This window comes from Peribacillus sp. NPDC097284 (genome assembly GCF_044761765.1).
Taxonomy (GTDB): domain Bacteria; phylum Bacillota; class Bacilli; order Bacillales; family DSM-1321; genus Peribacillus.
This window is the reverse complement of sequence record NZ_JBIWCZ010000009.1, coordinates 85584-100319: the sequence shown is the minus strand read 5'-3', so window position 1 is coordinate 100319 and position 14736 is coordinate 85584. Positions and strand designations below refer to the sequence as shown.

General features: G+C 40.7%; 15 protein-coding genes and 2 tRNA genes. 13 read left to right on the top strand and 4 right to left on the bottom strand.

The window, feature by feature from the left end; all coding sequences use genetic code 11:
* The first annotated feature begins 234 nt into the window (after positions 1-234).
* The 5 genes from ACIQXU_RS15885 (at position 235) to ACIQXU_RS15865 (ending at position 4189) form a co-directional block, all read left to right on the top strand.
* Complete coding sequence (locus ACIQXU_RS15885; RefSeq protein ID WP_402990734.1) at positions 235-1029, top strand: transporter substrate-binding domain-containing protein; 795 nt, start codon at positions 235-237, stop codon at positions 1027-1029.
* 56 nt (positions 1030-1085) lie between these two features.
* A complete protein-coding gene (locus ACIQXU_RS15880) occupies positions 1086-1730 on the top strand; it encodes an amino acid ABC transporter permease (RefSeq protein ID WP_402867484.1) in 645 nt (214 codons plus the stop codon).
* Positions 1727-2461 carry an amino acid ABC transporter ATP-binding protein gene (locus ACIQXU_RS15875; protein WP_402867485.1) on the top strand — a complete coding sequence of 245 codons (735 nt, stop codon included), beginning with the start codon at positions 1727-1729 and terminating at the stop codon, positions 2459-2461. Before ACIQXU_RS15880 ends, ACIQXU_RS15875 begins: the two co-directional genes overlap by 4 nt.
* Before the next feature lie 300 nt (positions 2462-2761).
* Positions 2762-3649 (top strand): YitT family protein, encoded by an 888-nt coding sequence (locus ACIQXU_RS15870; RefSeq protein ID WP_402867486.1) that lies wholly within the window; start codon positions 2762-2764, stop codon positions 3647-3649.
* Between the two features lie 168 nt (positions 3650-3817).
* A complete protein-coding gene (locus ACIQXU_RS15865; protein ID WP_402867487.1) occupies positions 3818-4189 on the top strand; it encodes a hypothetical protein in 372 nt (123 codons plus the stop codon).
* A 142-nt stretch (positions 4190-4331) separates the two neighbouring features.
* Here the strand turns inward: ACIQXU_RS15865 and ACIQXU_RS15860 are convergent, their stop codons facing one another.
* Together ACIQXU_RS15860 and ACIQXU_RS15855 are read right to left on the bottom strand one after the other, a co-directional pair.
* On the bottom strand, positions 4332-5396 hold the full coding sequence (locus ACIQXU_RS15860) for an ATP-binding protein (RefSeq protein WP_402990731.1): 1065 nt from the start codon (positions 5394-5396) through the stop codon (positions 4332-4334).
* 271 nt (positions 5397-5667) lie between these two features.
* Positions 5668-7128 (bottom strand): aldehyde dehydrogenase family protein, encoded by a 1461-nt coding sequence (locus ACIQXU_RS15855; RefSeq protein ID WP_402867489.1) that lies wholly within the window; start codon positions 7126-7128, stop codon positions 5668-5670.
* Positions 7129-7246: 118 nt separating this feature from the next.
* On the opposite strand from ACIQXU_RS15855, the gene ACIQXU_RS15850 reads away from it, so the two are divergent.
* From ACIQXU_RS15850 to ACIQXU_RS15835, 4 genes are all read left to right on the top strand, one after another.
* Complete coding sequence (locus ACIQXU_RS15850; RefSeq protein WP_402990728.1) at positions 7247-8125, top strand: LysR family transcriptional regulator; 879 nt, start codon at positions 7247-7249, stop codon at positions 8123-8125.
* A gap of 232 nt (positions 8126-8357) precedes the next feature.
* The gene (locus ACIQXU_RS15845; RefSeq protein ID WP_402867491.1) at positions 8358-8450 is read left to right on the top strand and encodes a putative holin-like toxin; all 93 of its coding nucleotides are present in this window, start codon (positions 8358-8360) and stop codon (positions 8448-8450) included.
* A gap of 149 nt (positions 8451-8599) precedes the next feature.
* The gene (locus ACIQXU_RS15840; RefSeq protein WP_402867492.1) at positions 8600-9172 is read left to right on the top strand and encodes a TetR/AcrR family transcriptional regulator; all 573 of its coding nucleotides are present in this window, start codon (positions 8600-8602) and stop codon (positions 9170-9172) included.
* Between the two features lie 63 nt (positions 9173-9235).
* On the top strand, positions 9236-10669 hold the full coding sequence (locus ACIQXU_RS15835; protein WP_402990725.1) for a DHA2 family efflux MFS transporter permease subunit: 1434 nt from the start codon (positions 9236-9238) through the stop codon (positions 10667-10669).
* Between the two features lie 64 nt (positions 10670-10733).
* Here the strand turns inward: ACIQXU_RS15835 and ACIQXU_RS15830 are convergent, their stop codons facing one another.
* A complete protein-coding gene (locus ACIQXU_RS15830) occupies positions 10734-11945 on the bottom strand; it encodes an MFS transporter (RefSeq protein WP_402867494.1) in 1212 nt (403 codons plus the stop codon).
* Positions 11946-11957: 12 nt separating this feature from the next.
* A complete protein-coding gene (locus ACIQXU_RS15825) occupies positions 11958-12344 on the bottom strand; it encodes a MarR family winged helix-turn-helix transcriptional regulator (protein ID WP_402867495.1) in 387 nt (128 codons plus the stop codon).
* Between the two features lie 295 nt (positions 12345-12639).
* On the opposite strand from ACIQXU_RS15825, the gene ACIQXU_RS15820 reads away from it, so the two are divergent.
* The 4 genes from ACIQXU_RS15820 (at position 12640) to ACIQXU_RS15805 (ending at position 14735) form a co-directional block, all read left to right on the top strand.
* Positions 12640-13668 carry an NADP-dependent oxidoreductase gene (locus ACIQXU_RS15820; RefSeq protein WP_402990722.1) on the top strand — a complete coding sequence of 343 codons (1029 nt, stop codon included), beginning with the start codon at positions 12640-12642 and terminating at the stop codon, positions 13666-13668.
* A 161-nt stretch (positions 13669-13829) separates the two neighbouring features.
* On the top strand, positions 13830-14243 hold the full coding sequence (locus ACIQXU_RS15815; protein ID WP_402955227.1) for a YbjN domain-containing protein: 414 nt from the start codon (positions 13830-13832) through the stop codon (positions 14241-14243).
* A 177-nt stretch (positions 14244-14420) separates the two neighbouring features.
* Positions 14421-14494, top strand: a tRNA-Gly gene (locus ACIQXU_RS15810).
* Between the two features lie 170 nt (positions 14495-14664).
* Positions 14665-14735: transfer RNA gene (locus tag ACIQXU_RS15805), tRNA-Gly, on the top strand.
* Position 14736: the final 1 nt, after the last annotated feature.

Genomic DNA, 14736 nt, shown 5'->3' with positions numbered 1-14736 from the left:
TAGGGTTATCGTACTATTCACCGGTACGAGTGTACTCCTCCCTAGTAAATAAAAACTTTTCATAAGAAATCTAGCCCATCCTCGAAAAGATTCTACTGAACCAGTAATGGATATCCAGCGGATGTTTTATATTTATCCAGACTACAAATATAACATTTTTTTATATTTATGTTATATTATAGGATATAAGTAGTTAGTGAGAAAATACCTAAAAAGGTATATCGGAGGGATTTTATGAAGAAAATTGGTGTACTTAGTTTGTTTTTCATTCTTACTCTTTTAATCTCTGCTTGTGGAAGCAGTGACACAACAGTGAAAGAGAAAGGGAATGGTAGCGCCACAGAAGAGAAAAATGAAAAGGTTTACAAAGTGGGTGTGGATACAACCTACCCACCATTTGAATTTAAAGATGGAAATGATTATAAGGGTATTGATATTGATTTAATCCAGGCGATAGCGAAAGACCAAGGCTTTACGATTGAACTTTCCCCAATGGATTTTGGTGGGATCATCCCGGCACTGCAAGCGAATCAGCTTGATGTGGCCATTGCAGGAATGAGCATCACCGATGAAAGAAAAAAAGTAGTGGATTTCTCGGAGCCATATTTCGATGCCGGATTGACGGTGGTCGTCAATAAGGATAATACGGCCGTTAAATCTGTTGATGACCTTAAAGGAAAAACCGTGGCCGTGAAAAAAGGAACGACGGGTGCCAAATATGCACAAGATAATTCTAAGAAACTAGGAATTAAAGTCGTTCAATTCAATGACAGCCCAGCTATGTTTCAGGAAGTGTCGAACGGAAATGCAGAGGCGCTTATCGAAGATTACCCGGTTATCTCCTATGCAATCACTCAGAAGGACCTAGGCCTACAAATCGTGGGAGATCGTTTGAATGGTGATCAGTATGGCATTGCCGTATTGAAAGGGAAGAATCAGGAGTTGCTTGAACAAATCAATAAAGGACTTGCCAACCTTAAAGAAGACGGAACATACGATGAGATTTTAAAAACATATCTTGGTGAATAAAGGATGCTTAAGGCGCGCTTAAAGCGCGCCTTCTTTTTTGAAAGGAGATGAAAAGAATGGATATCATTGTTTCGGCGTTACCCTATTTATTACAAGGACTGCAAGTGACGCTATATATATTTGTGATTGCCATCATATTAGGTTTTTTAATCGGTTTAGTCGTGGCCATGCTGCGCCTGGCCCCACTCAAGATATTGAATTGGATAGCGAAGATCTATGTAGACGCGATTCGGGGAACTCCTTTTATCGTTCAATTGTTTTTCATCTACTTCGGGATAAACTCCCTGCAATGGATCTCCCTGAATAATACAACGGCTGGGATCATCACCGTTGCAATCAATGCAGGGGCATACTTTGCCGAGATAATAAGAGCGGGCATACAATCCATTGATAAAGGACAAACGGAAGCAGCGAGATCCATCGGATTCACCAGTCCACAAACGATGCGCTACATCGTTCTTCCGCAAGCTTTCAGGAGAATGCTCCCTACTATCACGAACCAATCGATCATTAGTTTAAAAGACACCTCGCTTCTATCGATCATAGGCATTGCGGATTTGACCCAGCAAGGGCAGATTCAGGCGTCGGCGACATTTGAAGCGTTCAAGATTTGGCTGACTGTCGGTGTAGTCTACTTTATCATCATTTACCTGTTAACCTTGCTTGCTAATTTCATAGAGAGGAGGGTCCAATTAAGATGAGCATGATCACGGTGAAAAATTTGAAGAAATCCTTCGGTCAGGTGGAAGTCCTGAAAGATATCAATGCAGTTGTGCAGGAAAAAGAAGTGATTTGCGTTATTGGTCCTTCGGGTTCTGGAAAGAGTACATTCCTTCGTTGCCTTAACCTCCTTGAGGATGTTACGGGTGGGGAGGTAGTGATTAACGGGCATGAGATAACGAATAAAAAAACGAAAATCAATATAAATAAAGTGAGACAAGAGGTAGGGATGGTTTTTCAGCATTTCAATCTATTCCCGCATAAAACCGTTTTGGAGAACATTACATTGGGGCCCATTAAAATAAAGGATATCGAGAAAGGAAAGGCGGAAGAATTCGCATATGGATTACTGGATAAGGTAGGGCTTAGAGAGAAAGCGAAAAGTTATCCCGGAGAGCTATCAGGCGGACAAAAACAACGGGTGGCCATTGCGAGGGCACTAGCCATGAATCCAAAAATCATGCTTTTTGATGAACCGACTTCCGCACTTGACCCTGAAATGGTGGGGGATGTTCTAGAAGTCATGAAACAGCTGGCCAAAGAGGGGATGACCATGGTTGTGGTCACCCATGAAATGGGCTTTGCCCGGGAAGTCGGGGACCGTGTCCTATTCATGGACGGTGGGTATATAGTCGAAGAAAACGAACCAAATGAATTATTTGGAAATCCTCGGCATGAGCGCACCCAATCCTTCCTAAGCAAGGTGCTTTAATAGAAAGGGCTTCGTTTAGGGGGCTGATGTCGATGTGTAGCGAAAACGATGCGTTTTAAGGAAGGCAACTTACCCTCAAGGGAAGTTGCCGTTTTTGCGATGGAGAACTTTTTTATGAAGCCTTTTGCATCAACAGATAACCTCTTCTCTACCATGACAAATTCCGAGTTTTTTTGCCTTATTATTTTTGATTTTTATTGATTTACGCTATACTTTATAACAGAACAATAAAAAATGTTATCGTTAAAAGCCACTTGCACCATGGGCTGGAGACTGAAAAATAAGTAGGAACGAAGCGAAATGAAACGGGGAAATCAAATGCATAGTAGAAAGAAAAGAAGTAATAAACTGAAGGTCGTTTCCAAAGTAATCCTTATCATAATCGGTGCGCTTATTGCAGCATACGGATTGGAAGCCGTATTGATCCCGAATAACGTATCGGATGGAGGCGTAACAGGGTTAAGCATCGTTGGTTCCCAATTGTTTGGATTACCGTTAGGCGTTCTGATTGGAATCATTAACATTCCTTTTGTTTGGTTAGGGTATAAGCAAATCGGTAAGAGTTTTGCTTTTTATTCCGTTATCGGCATTGCCTCGTTGGCAGTCGGTACGGTCCTGATGCATCATGTCCCTACAATCATTGAGGGTGATACATTGCTCGTTACCGTTGTCGGAGGGATCATCATCGGTTTTGGTATGGGTCTAGCATTGCGTAATGGTGGGGCATTGGATGGAATCGATATGTTGGCCGTATTGCTTTCTAGAAAATTACCTTTCGGAACAAGTGACCTTATCCTATTCTTGAACACGTTCGTGTTTATTGTCGTTTCCACAGTATTCGGACTACAAGGGGCTATTCTATCGGCAATCGCATACTTTATTGCATCTAAAGTCATTCATATCGTGGAAGAGGGTTTAAGTGGTTCAAAAACTTTCAAAATCATTACGAAACAACCAGAATTAATGGTAGAGACGATTCGCGATCGCTTAGGTCGTGGTGCTACTTATAATGATGCTTATGGCGGTTATTCAAATGAGCTATTCAAGGAAATCACTTGTGTCATTAACCGTTTGGAAGAAAGTAAAATGAAAGAAATCATTTATGAAATCGATAAGAATGCCTTTGTGACCGTATATGACGTAGCTGAAGTCAAAGGCGGCAGTTTCAGGAAGCAAGATATTCATTAAAAGTATCTATACAAGGCAACAAGAAGATGACCTCCGTGCTTTATACGGAGTGTCATCTTTTTTTCTTTCTTATGAATCATGAAGGATTAAGTATATTGCTAGTATTAAAATAATATCTTAGAACATACACTCTTATTAGGATGGAAAGGAAAGAAGGGAAGGGGAAATATGAATTTCGAGATGCAAATGGCGAGAATGCTGGCTGAAAATATAGATGGTTTTGTGAAGTTTGTCCAAGAACAGTACCAAGACGAACGTAATTGCTTTACATTGAATCGGGATAAACTGTATCAGGTGAAGCTTCTAATAGAAGAGTATAAGTTTCAAATATTAGCGGATGAGCTCCAAAGAATAAATCGATTCACTTGGGATGAAACGTACACATATTTATTGGTTGATAGATTTAGGGAAGGAATGGCCATCATCGATGAATATGTTGAAAATAACTATCAAGATTTATTCATCTTAACCGCTAGAATCTATACCTTGACTAACTTCAGCCTATCCATAGGCAGGAAGGAATCATTCAAGGAAAGTTGAAAAGGGCCCTGATAGGCCCTTATGCTATTTATATGATTTCATCTTCCTTTTTGGATTTAATTTTTCCTAATTTTCTTTCGTTACGCTAGCCTCTTGAGCTTAATGGAGTCCATATTCATCCTCTGCAGCCTTCGATTTTACCTTATTTAGGTTTAAGGACTTTAGGTAAAGTGATGTTCACTTCCGTTCCTTTCCCTACCTCACTTTTAAAATCAATGATTCCCTGGTGTAGCTCGATAATGCGTCTATCAATCATCAGGCCTAATCCTGTTCCTTTTTCCTTCGTCGTATAAAAAGGTTCAAATAGCCTTTTTAACCTTTCTTTCGTCATGCCTGAGCCCTTATCCGTTATTTGGATTAAATAGTGCTGTTGGTTGATGTCTTTCAATGATACTTCTATGTCCCCACTATTTTCGTTGGTTGCTTCCAAAGCGTTTTGGATAAGATTCTTCAAAACCTTTGCGATGAGGCTTTGATCACATTCTGCTGTAATCATCGTTTGGTTATGAAAGTTGAGCTTAATGCCCTTTATAGCAACCTGACTTTCCAGACTTTTTATAACAGAAGCGATGATAGAGTTAATGGAGCATTCACTAATATTCATAGTTTTATCAGGTTGTGCTATAAACATGAATTTATTGACAATGTCGTCGATTCTATCTAATTCGTTCCTCATGATATCCAGATAATCTTGGATGGAATCATCATTCACATGTTCTTTAATGACTTGGGTGAACCCGAATAGTGAAGTTAATGGATTTCTGATTTCATGAGCGATTCCCGCTGCCAACTCACTAACTACTGATAGTTTCTCTAATTCTTGTATTTTTATTTCGCTTCTTTTCTGATCTGAAATATCGATGGATGTCCCAATGACCTCCACGACTTGTCCATCCCTCATGATTGGATTTAATGAGGCAACATATTGTACGTCAGCGATACGCCCTTCATATGTAACGCTTTCCCCATTCCATGCCCTTTCATAGTATGTTAGCTTCTCCAAGGCTGTTTCCTGAGGTAAGAAGTCCTCTAAGGTATGACCAACAACCGTGGCGGAAGGGGTTATCGCATCTGTAATGAACGAACCTTCAACGAAAGTATGAACGAAGCGGTTATCTTCTTTTCTGAATTTAAATATAAACCCATTCCTTGGGATGAGTTCGCGGTAGTCAAGCGTATCGAAATCATGTAAGTCTTTATTTTTCATGTTTTTTCATCCTTAAAGGTGTTTTGTAATAAATTCCACATAATTCATGGCAATCCTTCATTAGGGAGAATTTTAATCTAATTGTAACAAACAAGGAAAATAATAGTGAGTAAGGGTGAAACCCTTACAAGGGATGTGGTGACTTACAATCCGAAAAAATAAAGAGAATTCTTCAGAGTCAGGGTGAGCAGTTGACTGATAGTAAAGTCCCTTTAAACAAAATCCCCTGACAATGTAAAATTGTCAGGGGATTTTATGGTAGAGATTTTAATTAAAAGGGAAATTCACGATAATTTGTTTGAAGGGAAATCCATTTCGTCACAGTGAATTCTTCGACAATCCATGGGTTACCGAACCTTCCTAAGCCACTCATTTTGTTTCCGCCAAATGGTACATTCGTGCCATCATTAACCGTTTGGTCATTGATGTGTGTCATGCCACTGTCGATTTGAAGACCTAACCGTTCCGCTTTCTCCAAATCCGAAGAGAAGATGGCAGAGCTTAGTCCATACTTTGTGTCATTGGCAATCTCGATGGCGTCTTCATCTGTTTCTGCTTCAATGATGGAAACGACAGGAGAGAACAATTCCGTTTGGGCAATGGCATCTGAATTTTTAACATCTCGGAAAATGGTTGGAGTCAATACATTGCCAACGCGTTCTCCTTCTAATGCTACATTCACGCCGGCTGCTTTAGCATCTGCGATGACTTGTTGAACCTTTTCTAATTGGCGTTCGTTCACAAGTGGTCCAATCACGGTTTTAGGATCTAATTGATCACCATATGGAAGAGCTTTTGCCCGCTCTACGAATTTAGTGATGAATTCTTCGTAAAGGTCTTTGTGGACAATCAGGCGGTTGATGGCCATGCAAATTTGCCCTTGGTGAATGTATTTTCCAAAGATCGCAGCATCAACAGCACGATCCACATCCGCATCGGACAAGACGACGAATGGGTTGTTCCCACCAAGTTCTAGTGCAACTCGTTTCAGGTTTTGTCCAGCGATGGCCCCGATATGTTTTCCGACAGGAGTAGAACCTGTAAAACTGATTAGTCTAGGAATCGGATTTGTCAGCATACCGTCACCGATTTCCTCTAAATCCGTAAGAATCATATTGAAGATTCCTTTTGGTAGTCCAGCATATTCGAAGGCTGCGGCAATGAAGATTCCGCCTGCAAATGCAACTTGAACATCGGGTTTATGAACGATTGCGTTTCCTAATGCAATCGCTGGAGCAATGGTTCTCATTGATAAATTCATAGGGAAGTTAAATGGTGAAATAGAAGAAATAACTCCCAAAGGCAAACGATGTATATGATTGACCTTTCCATCGATGGCTGATGGCACTTCATGCATTTGATGAATTTCATCGACCATATTGACCGAAGCTTCTACTATTTCTGCAGTCAATTGAAACTCTACAGTCGCTTTGATAAGTGATCCACCCGTTTCGCGAGCGATCATCTCGATGATTTCTTCACGATTTTCCTGTAGGTATTCCCCGACTTTCATCATAACCTGGCGACGTGTGTCTGCAGAAGCTTTTGCCCAGTCTTTTTGAGCTTGTTTCGCTATTTCAAAAGTATCTTCCAGTTGCTTTGCTGTAGCCAAGCTAACGTTCGAGATTACTGAATTGTCATATGGGTTTAAGATATCATATCTACGTGAACTTAATCCTTCTACCCATTCTCCATTAATGAAGCTTTTGTTTAAATCTTTGATAGTTTTCATTCCATCCACCCCTTTTTTATTGAAACGTAATGAGTTTATCATGGTTTGCAACTAATTAAAAATACCTATATTATTACTTTTATATATGTTTGTCATATATAAAAATTCGAGGTGAAATATGGATATTAGACAGTTACGCTATTTTCTTGCCCTTTCGGAGGAGGGGCAAGTTTCTCGTGCGGCCAAAAGATTGAATATGTCTCAGCCACCGTTAAGCCAGCAACTTAATCTTATGGAAGAAGAACTGGGCGTGACGTTGCTTGATCGGAAAAGAAATGGAAAAAGGATGGAGTTAACTGAGGCTGGAAGAGCGCTATATGAGAAGTCTAAGGTGCTGTTGGAATTATTCGATGACTCCATGCTCGAAGTGAAGGAGACAGGTGAGGGGATACAAGGTACTTTAGCCATTGGAGCAGTACTTGCTTATATGTCTTACTTACCAAGCAAAGTCAAACAATTTAACGATAAATATCCTTCTGTTACTTTTAAATTATTTGCAGGAGATCCCTATGAGATCAACAATTATATGGAGAATCAGGATATCGAGCTCGCAATTGTTTATTTACCTGTGGATAGTAATCAAGTTTTCATCAAGAATATAGGGGAGGTACCGAACGTTTTTGTTGTTCCTGAAGAATGGGAGGACTTTCATTTTAAGGATAAAATTTCGTTGAACGATTTGGAAAATACGCCTTTGCTATTAGTACATAGGGAAAAAGGGTTGGGGATCTATGAAGAGATTATTGAGGAGTTTAAGAAAAATGAATTGAAGCCCAATATTCTGTGCGAGTGCCATGATGTAAATGTACTGCTTTCTTTGGTTTCAGCGGGTATCGGCGCAAGCATCGTCCCGAAATCTGCCGTCTCACCACACGGTATAAAAGGCGTAAGGGTGCTTGAAATTATCGATTCGGCGATTCAATCGAAAATCGCATTGATCTGGCGGAAAGACCGCTACCTTTCTAAGACGGCTAAACACTTCATTGATTTGTTTTAATTATAGAGTAAAAGGCATTCACCCGATCGTTACTTGCAATACCCGCAAATTTAATCTTCGAAGTATCTTCAATAGGGCATATTCCCTGGCATCGATTTGATTGAAGGACTTATTAAGTGAATGGTTAGGATCCTTACGAAAGCAGACTCCAAATGGGTTTGCTTTTTTTTCTTTATTTTGTATAGGACAATCTTGTATCCGTAAATGCTGAAAGAAAGGAGGCGATGAAGGAATGGGCACTTTTGAAGTTCTGTCTCTCATGCTTGGTTTTGGGATGTTTGTCATTGCGATTCTTGATTTTAAAAATCATGATAAGAATTCTTGAATGGGTGGATATGGATCACCAGCCCTGTGCGATAGGCTTGGCTATGGATTCTTTATATAAAGGCACCTCACTCTGGATTGACAAAGCACAGGGCTACCCTTATTGTACTAGTAGACCGGTTGTTATAATTTTCAAGGAGTGATTCAGTATTGTCTGAAAAACCAACTTCCAAAGACATCCTTATTGAAGCGGCTTCTCGTCTTTTCAGAATCCGAGGTTATTATGGTGTAGGGCTAAAGGAAATCATTGAGGAAAGCAGTATTCCCAAGGGTTCACTTTATCATTACTTTCCAAAGGGGAAAGAAGAACTGGCTATTGAAGCGATTAACCATGCTAAGGATCTAGTCTTACGGGAGATAAAACATGTATTCGACAGCAATGATGATCCTGTCAAAGCACTTCAAGATCATGTTTATGAATTATCGAAGTTATTCGGTGAGAATGGGGATCTCGTTGGCTTGCCGATAGGTACGATAGCGGGCGAGACATATTCCACGAGTGAGCCAATAAGATTGGCCTGTCAAGATGCGTTTACACAGTGGCAATCCATTTATGTGAATGAGTTTCTGGATGCGGGATATAGTAGAGAGCGGTCGAAGGAGCTAAGTTTTGCCATTAACGCTTTGATCGAAGGGGGCATCCTGTTATCGTTAACAGCGAAAAGCGCAGAACCCCTACAAGCAATTTCCAAGCTTATTCCGTCATTATTCATGAACAAGTAAGAGATACAGAAAAACTATGATTAGCTAGGTCTATTCAGTTAGTAATTGGAGGGAATTATTTTTATGTCAGATGCAACACAGCAACAAAATTCGACACCCGTCATTAGAACGACCCCTATTTTGATCGCTTTCCTAATAGCGGGATTCATCGGATTATTTAGTGAAACAGCTTTAAATATGGCACTGGGCGATTTAATACAAGAATTCAGTGTCAGCCCTTCCACGATCCAGTGGTTAACGACAGGCTATCTGTTGACCCTTGGAATATTAGTTCCGGTTTCAGGGCTTTTGATCCAGTGGTTCAGTACTCGCCAATTATTCTTTGCTTCATTGGTGTTCTCCATCATTGGAACGCTCATCGCCGCATTAGCGCCAGGTTTTGGTCTTTTGCTACTAGCCCGTGTGATTCAGGCAATTGGAACAGCGCTGTTATTGCCTCTTATGTTCAATACGATATTATTGATATTCCCAGTTCATAAACGGGGAGCAACGATGGGTCTAATGGGGCTCGTCATCATGTTCGCACCAGCGATCGGACCAACGGTTTCTGGCTTGATTCTTGAACATCTTACTTGGAATTGGATTTTCTGGATTTCGTTACCTTTCCTTGTGTTCGCATTATTATTTGGCTTGATATATATGCAAAATGTCTCTCCAATCACTAAACCAAAAATTGACGTTCCATCGATTATTTTATCGACGATTGGTTTTGGCGGAATCGTATATGGCTTCAGTATGGCCGGGGATAAAGGATGGGGTAGTGCCATCGTCTTGATTACACTCATTGTCGGATTGATCGGCCTTCTCTTATTCTCGTTAAGACAATTGAAAATGGAAAAGCCGATGATCGATTTAAGCGTGATGAAATACCCTATGTTCACGTTAGGGCTCATTACCGTTTTCCTTGCTTTCATGGTCATCCTGTCTTCCATGATTCTTTTACCGATGTACTTACAAACGGGTATGGCATTGGCTGCATTCACAGCTGGACTTGTACTTTTACCTGGTGGTGTCCTGAACGGGATCATGTCGCCAATAACGGGACGTATCTTTGATAAGTATGGTCCTAGAGGGTTGGTCACTCCAGGATTCATCATCATGATTGTCGTGTTATGGTTCTTATCGAACGTCACGACAGAAACGACGATCACCATGATCATCATCCTGCATTCTTTATTGATGGTAGGGGTTTCCCTTGTCATGATGCCAGCACAGACGAATGGTCTTAATCAACTTCCGAAAGAATTGTACCCTGATGGAACGGCTCTAATGAATACATTACAGCAAGTGTCGGGTGCAATTGGTACGACAGTGGCGATCACCATCATGTCTGCTTCCCAAAAATCTTATATGATGAAATTGGAAAATCCATTAGACCCAGCTGCCATAGGAGCTTCATTGACAGCAGGTGTTCAAGATGCTTTCATTTTCGGTCTGCTTCTTGCGGTCGCCGGACTGGTTGTTTCCCTCTTCATTAAAAACGCACGTGAAAAGTAAATAAAAAAAATTAGCCAGAGAGAGAGTGATTCTCCTCTGGCTAATTTTTTTATATCGGTAGTAATCAAGCTAGCTTGGATTTCTTAAGTTCTTCCATGGCGGCATGTTCTTTTTTACCATGTAAGAAGTAGTATAGGACGGTAGTGACAAGGACGGTAATACCCAGGATGACGTACAATGTACTGTATCCCGTTTTTGGAATGATGTATCCAAGAAGGTAAGGCCCAAATCCGAGCCCTGCATCAAGTGCAATGAAGAACGTTGATGTGGCTAACCCCATCCGGTGAGGCGGTGTCAGTTTGACTGCAATGGCCTGTGTGCTTGATTGCATGTTCCCAAATCCGAGTCCAATCAAGATACCGGACAATAGTAATGTAAAGCTATTTGTTGCTGTACTTAGGAGTAACATTCCCCCGGCAAAAATGATGAATGTAGGATACATAATGTAGTTTGCACCTTTGGAGTCCATCAATCGGCCTGTGAAAGGACGCGATACCAATACGGCAACAGCGTAGACAAGAAAGAAGAAGCTGGCTGTGCTGACCAGGTCGATTTCAATCGCATAGAAGTTAATATAAGAAAGGACGCTGGAATAACAGAATGCCACTAACAAAGTGATGATTGCAATTGGGACGGCATTCGGTTCAATAAAGCTAGAAAGCTTAAAGCCTTTCACCTCAGCTGTTTTAGTTGAGATCTCTAATTTCGGTACATATATGAAAAGAGCCGTCAGTACCCCGATGATGCCCAAGGCTACACAGAAAATCAATATCACTTGGAAGCTTGTATGCTGACTTAAAGATAGCCCGATGAAAGGTCCGATTGCTGTGGCTAATGTTGCACTCATGCTGAAATAGCCGATTCCCTCCGCTTTACGCGTAATCGGTATGATCTGGGCGACGATCGTTCCAGATGCAGTTCCGGCCATCCCCATTGTAAAACCATGAATTAAGCGGTTGGCGAGGAGGAAAGGAACCCCGAAATCCACAAAGTATAAAAGGGTAGCCAAGGTGAAGAAGACTAATCCGATCAATAATGTATTCTTCCGGCCAATGGCGTTGATGAAGCGACCGATCAAAAGCCGTCCAATCAATGAACCGATGATGAAAATTCCGGTAATGAGTCCTGCCTGGCTCGTGGTAGCACCATATTCTTCTACGGCATAGACCCCGATCGTGACCATTAATAAATAAAAGATTAACGTTATGAAAAAGTTGACGGAAGAAACGATGATAAAATCTTTCGTCCATAATTTTGGTTTAGCAGCTTGTTGCAATTTTTTGTCTCCTCACTTTATAAGTTTATTTCTTATGCTTTCCATGACGCGTATAGCTTCTTGCTGCTCAGCCTCCGAAACGCCTATCAGGATGTCCTGTTCGAATCGGTCAATCGTTACACGCACTTCCAAATAAACGGTTCTCCCCAGCTCAGTAAGATGCATGATTTTTTCACGCTTATCCTTACCAGGAATCTGTTCAACGTACCCGAGTTCTTCTAAGCGGTTAATCGTCCTTGTGACGGTCGGTTTTTCCACACCTTGATAATTGGATAACTCTACAAGCGTCGAAGGTCCGTCATTAAATAGGCGATATAAGATCGTCCATTGGGCCCTGTATAGATGGTGTTTACCAAGCTGTATATTGAGGTTGTTTTCAAAGGGTCTATATAACAACATTAGTTGATGGAAGAATTTACGATATGTCTCGATTTTTATTGCCTCCTCACCGATAATAGTTACCCTTGGTAACTATAGTAGTGTACCAGATATGGTAATGGTCTGTATAGTGCTATTTTTCTTGTTTTGTGGATTGGGAAATTCATTTGATGCAAAATAAGAAAGTTTAGGATTTACAAATAGGGCTACATATAGAATAGTATGGAAAAAGTAAGCAGAAACTTTGACCGTTAATCTGCATCAATGCTACGCTAACTTTTCTATAGTATGTAATAAAAATCAAGGAGGAACATGCATGACACAATCAACGCAACAAACGATCACACTGGCAAACCGTCCAAAAGGGATGCCTTCCAAAGAAGATTTCAAATTTGTGGAGAGTGAAGTTCCCTCACCGAAAGAAAAGCAGATTTTAGTACGGACGCTTTATTTATCCGTTGATCCTTATATGCGTGGAAGAATGCAAGATACTAAATCCTATATTGCCCCATTTGAGTTGAATAAAGTCATTACTGGTGGCGTCGTGGCTGAAGTGGTGGAATCCAAATCGTCCAGCTTCAAGCAAGGCGATGTCGTTGTGGGAAATATCGACTGGGCGGAATATACGGTCGTGAATGAAAAGCAAGTCAGGGTGATTGATCCTAAAGTGGCACCAATCACGACTCATTTAGGCATACTGGGCATGACGGGATTGACTGCATACTTTGGGTTACTTGATATCGGTAAACCGCAAGAAGGCGAAACGGTCGTCGTTTCCGGAGCGGCTGGAGCCGTCGGTTCTGTCGTTGGACAGATCGCAAAAATCAAAGGTGCCAAGGTAGTGGGGATTGCCGGTTCGGATGAGAAAATAGAGTATTTAACAAAAGAACTGGGCTTTGACGGAGCTGTTAATTATAAGAAGGAAAGTTTTGAAACGGATTTGAAGAATGCAGTCCCTGATGGAGTCGATGTGTATTACGATAATGTTGGCGGCCAAGTAACGGATGCCGTTTTCAAACTGTTGAATATGAATGCGCGTATCCCATTATGTGGTGCAATCTCTTCTTATAATGCAGAAGGTAAAGATTTTGGGCCACGCCTGCAATCGGCCATGATCAAAACAAGCGCACTTATGAAAGGCTTCACGGTCGGGAATTATGCAGATCGTTTCCAAGAAGGAGCTTCAGATTTGGGGCAGTGGCTGCAACAAGGTAAACTGAAGTACGAAGAAACCATTGTGGAAGGGTTCGAAAACACCCCTGAGGCATTCTTGGACTTATTTAAAGGAAAGAACCTAGGGAAGCAGCTTGTCAAAGTTGCCGACCCAGAATACGCCGTTCTTTAAGTTTTTATACTGGGCATAGTGGAGGGAGACCTTTACTATGCTTTTTTTTATGGTCCATGAAAGGGAACAAGTTAACTATTTTATAGGGAATGCACGAAATATGTGTAAAAATGCCATATTTCGTTATAAAATGTACATACAGACAGAAAGGGTGAGAGATGATGTCAAATGTTGCGAAATTTAGAGATTTTTTAATGCGCGAAAAAATCCATATGAATGAGTTCAAAGAGGAAGATATCACCTTTTTCAGAGTGGAACAGAAGTTGAAGGATGGATGGAAGGTCCTGTTAGTCTTTTCATTTAATCAAGATGAAAAAGTGGCGGATTTATTTTGTTTTAATGTAACGGAGCTAAAGAATCCCGATAAGAAGGCAGCCGTTCATACGTTATTGAATGAATATAATGCTCAATTCCGATTTTCAAAGTTATATGAGGAAAATGGGACGATTTCGATTCGCTATTCGTATTCCCTTGATGGTGAATTTTTACCGGACTTGGCATTCCGAAAGCTGATCATGTTGCTTGAAACAGCGGAACAAGTTTATCCAAGGCTTATGGAAGTGATCTGGTCTTAATGTTTGGAAGAATCCTTTTACCGGGAACTTTTTAACATCTTTATTGGGCCGAAACATATACTAATTCTATCTCCAGGAATTATTATTATTTTTTTCGAAAAGACTATTGCACTTTTGTGAAATTAGCTATATAATTATTTTTGTTGTTAGTAATTCGACAAAATTCTACAAGGATATGCGGGTGTAGTTTAGTGGTAAAACCTCAGCCTTCCAAGCTGATGATGAGGGTTCGATTCCCTTCACCCGCTCCAACTATACATACTCATAACGCAGGGTTTCGTTACCTGGAGAACGAAGCTTTGCGTTTTTTATTTTCAAACAACAAGCGGGTATGAAAAAATTTCATTTAACGGTTGCATATTTTTCTATTAAGCTATATAATTATTTTATTAGTTGATTCGACAAAATTCTACAAGGATATGCGGGTGTAGTTTAGTGGTAAAACCTCAGCCTTCCAAGCTGATGATGAGGGTTCGATTCCCTTCACCCGCTC

Coding starts and splice junctions, on each gene's coding strand:
- ACIQXU_RS15885 (WP_402990734.1), top strand. CDS start 235: ATGAAGAAAATTGGTGTACTTAGTTTGTTTTTCATTCTTACTCTTTTA.
- ACIQXU_RS15880 (WP_402867484.1), top strand. CDS start 1,086: ATGGATATCATTGTTTCGGCGTTACCCTATTTATTACAAGGACTGCAA.
- ACIQXU_RS15875 (WP_402867485.1), top strand. CDS start 1,727: ATGAGCATGATCACGGTGAAAAATTTGAAGAAATCCTTCGGTCAGGTG.
- ACIQXU_RS15870 (WP_402867486.1), top strand. CDS start 2,762: ATGAAACGGGGAAATCAAATGCATAGTAGAAAGAAAAGAAGTAATAAA.
- ACIQXU_RS15865 (WP_402867487.1), top strand. CDS start 3,818: ATGAATTTCGAGATGCAAATGGCGAGAATGCTGGCTGAAAATATAGAT.
- ACIQXU_RS15860 (WP_402990731.1), bottom strand. CDS start 5,396: ATGAAAAATAAAGACTTACATGATTTCGATACGCTTGACTACCGCGAA.
- ACIQXU_RS15855 (WP_402867489.1), bottom strand. CDS start 7,128: ATGAAAACTATCAAAGATTTAAACAAAAGCTTCATTAATGGAGAATGG.
- ACIQXU_RS15850 (WP_402990728.1), top strand. CDS start 7,247: ATGGATATTAGACAGTTACGCTATTTTCTTGCCCTTTCGGAGGAGGGG.
- ACIQXU_RS15845 (WP_402867491.1), top strand. CDS start 8,358: ATGGGCACTTTTGAAGTTCTGTCTCTCATGCTTGGTTTTGGGATGTTT.
- ACIQXU_RS15835 (WP_402990725.1), top strand. CDS start 9,236: ATGTCAGATGCAACACAGCAACAAAATTCGACACCCGTCATTAGAACG.
- ACIQXU_RS15825 (WP_402867495.1), bottom strand. CDS start 12,344: ATGTTGTTATATAGACCCTTTGAAAACAACCTCAATATACAGCTTGGT.
- ACIQXU_RS15820 (WP_402990722.1), top strand. CDS start 12,640: ATGACACAATCAACGCAACAAACGATCACACTGGCAAACCGTCCAAAA.
- ACIQXU_RS15815 (WP_402955227.1), top strand. CDS start 13,830: ATGTCAAATGTTGCGAAATTTAGAGATTTTTTAATGCGCGAAAAAATC.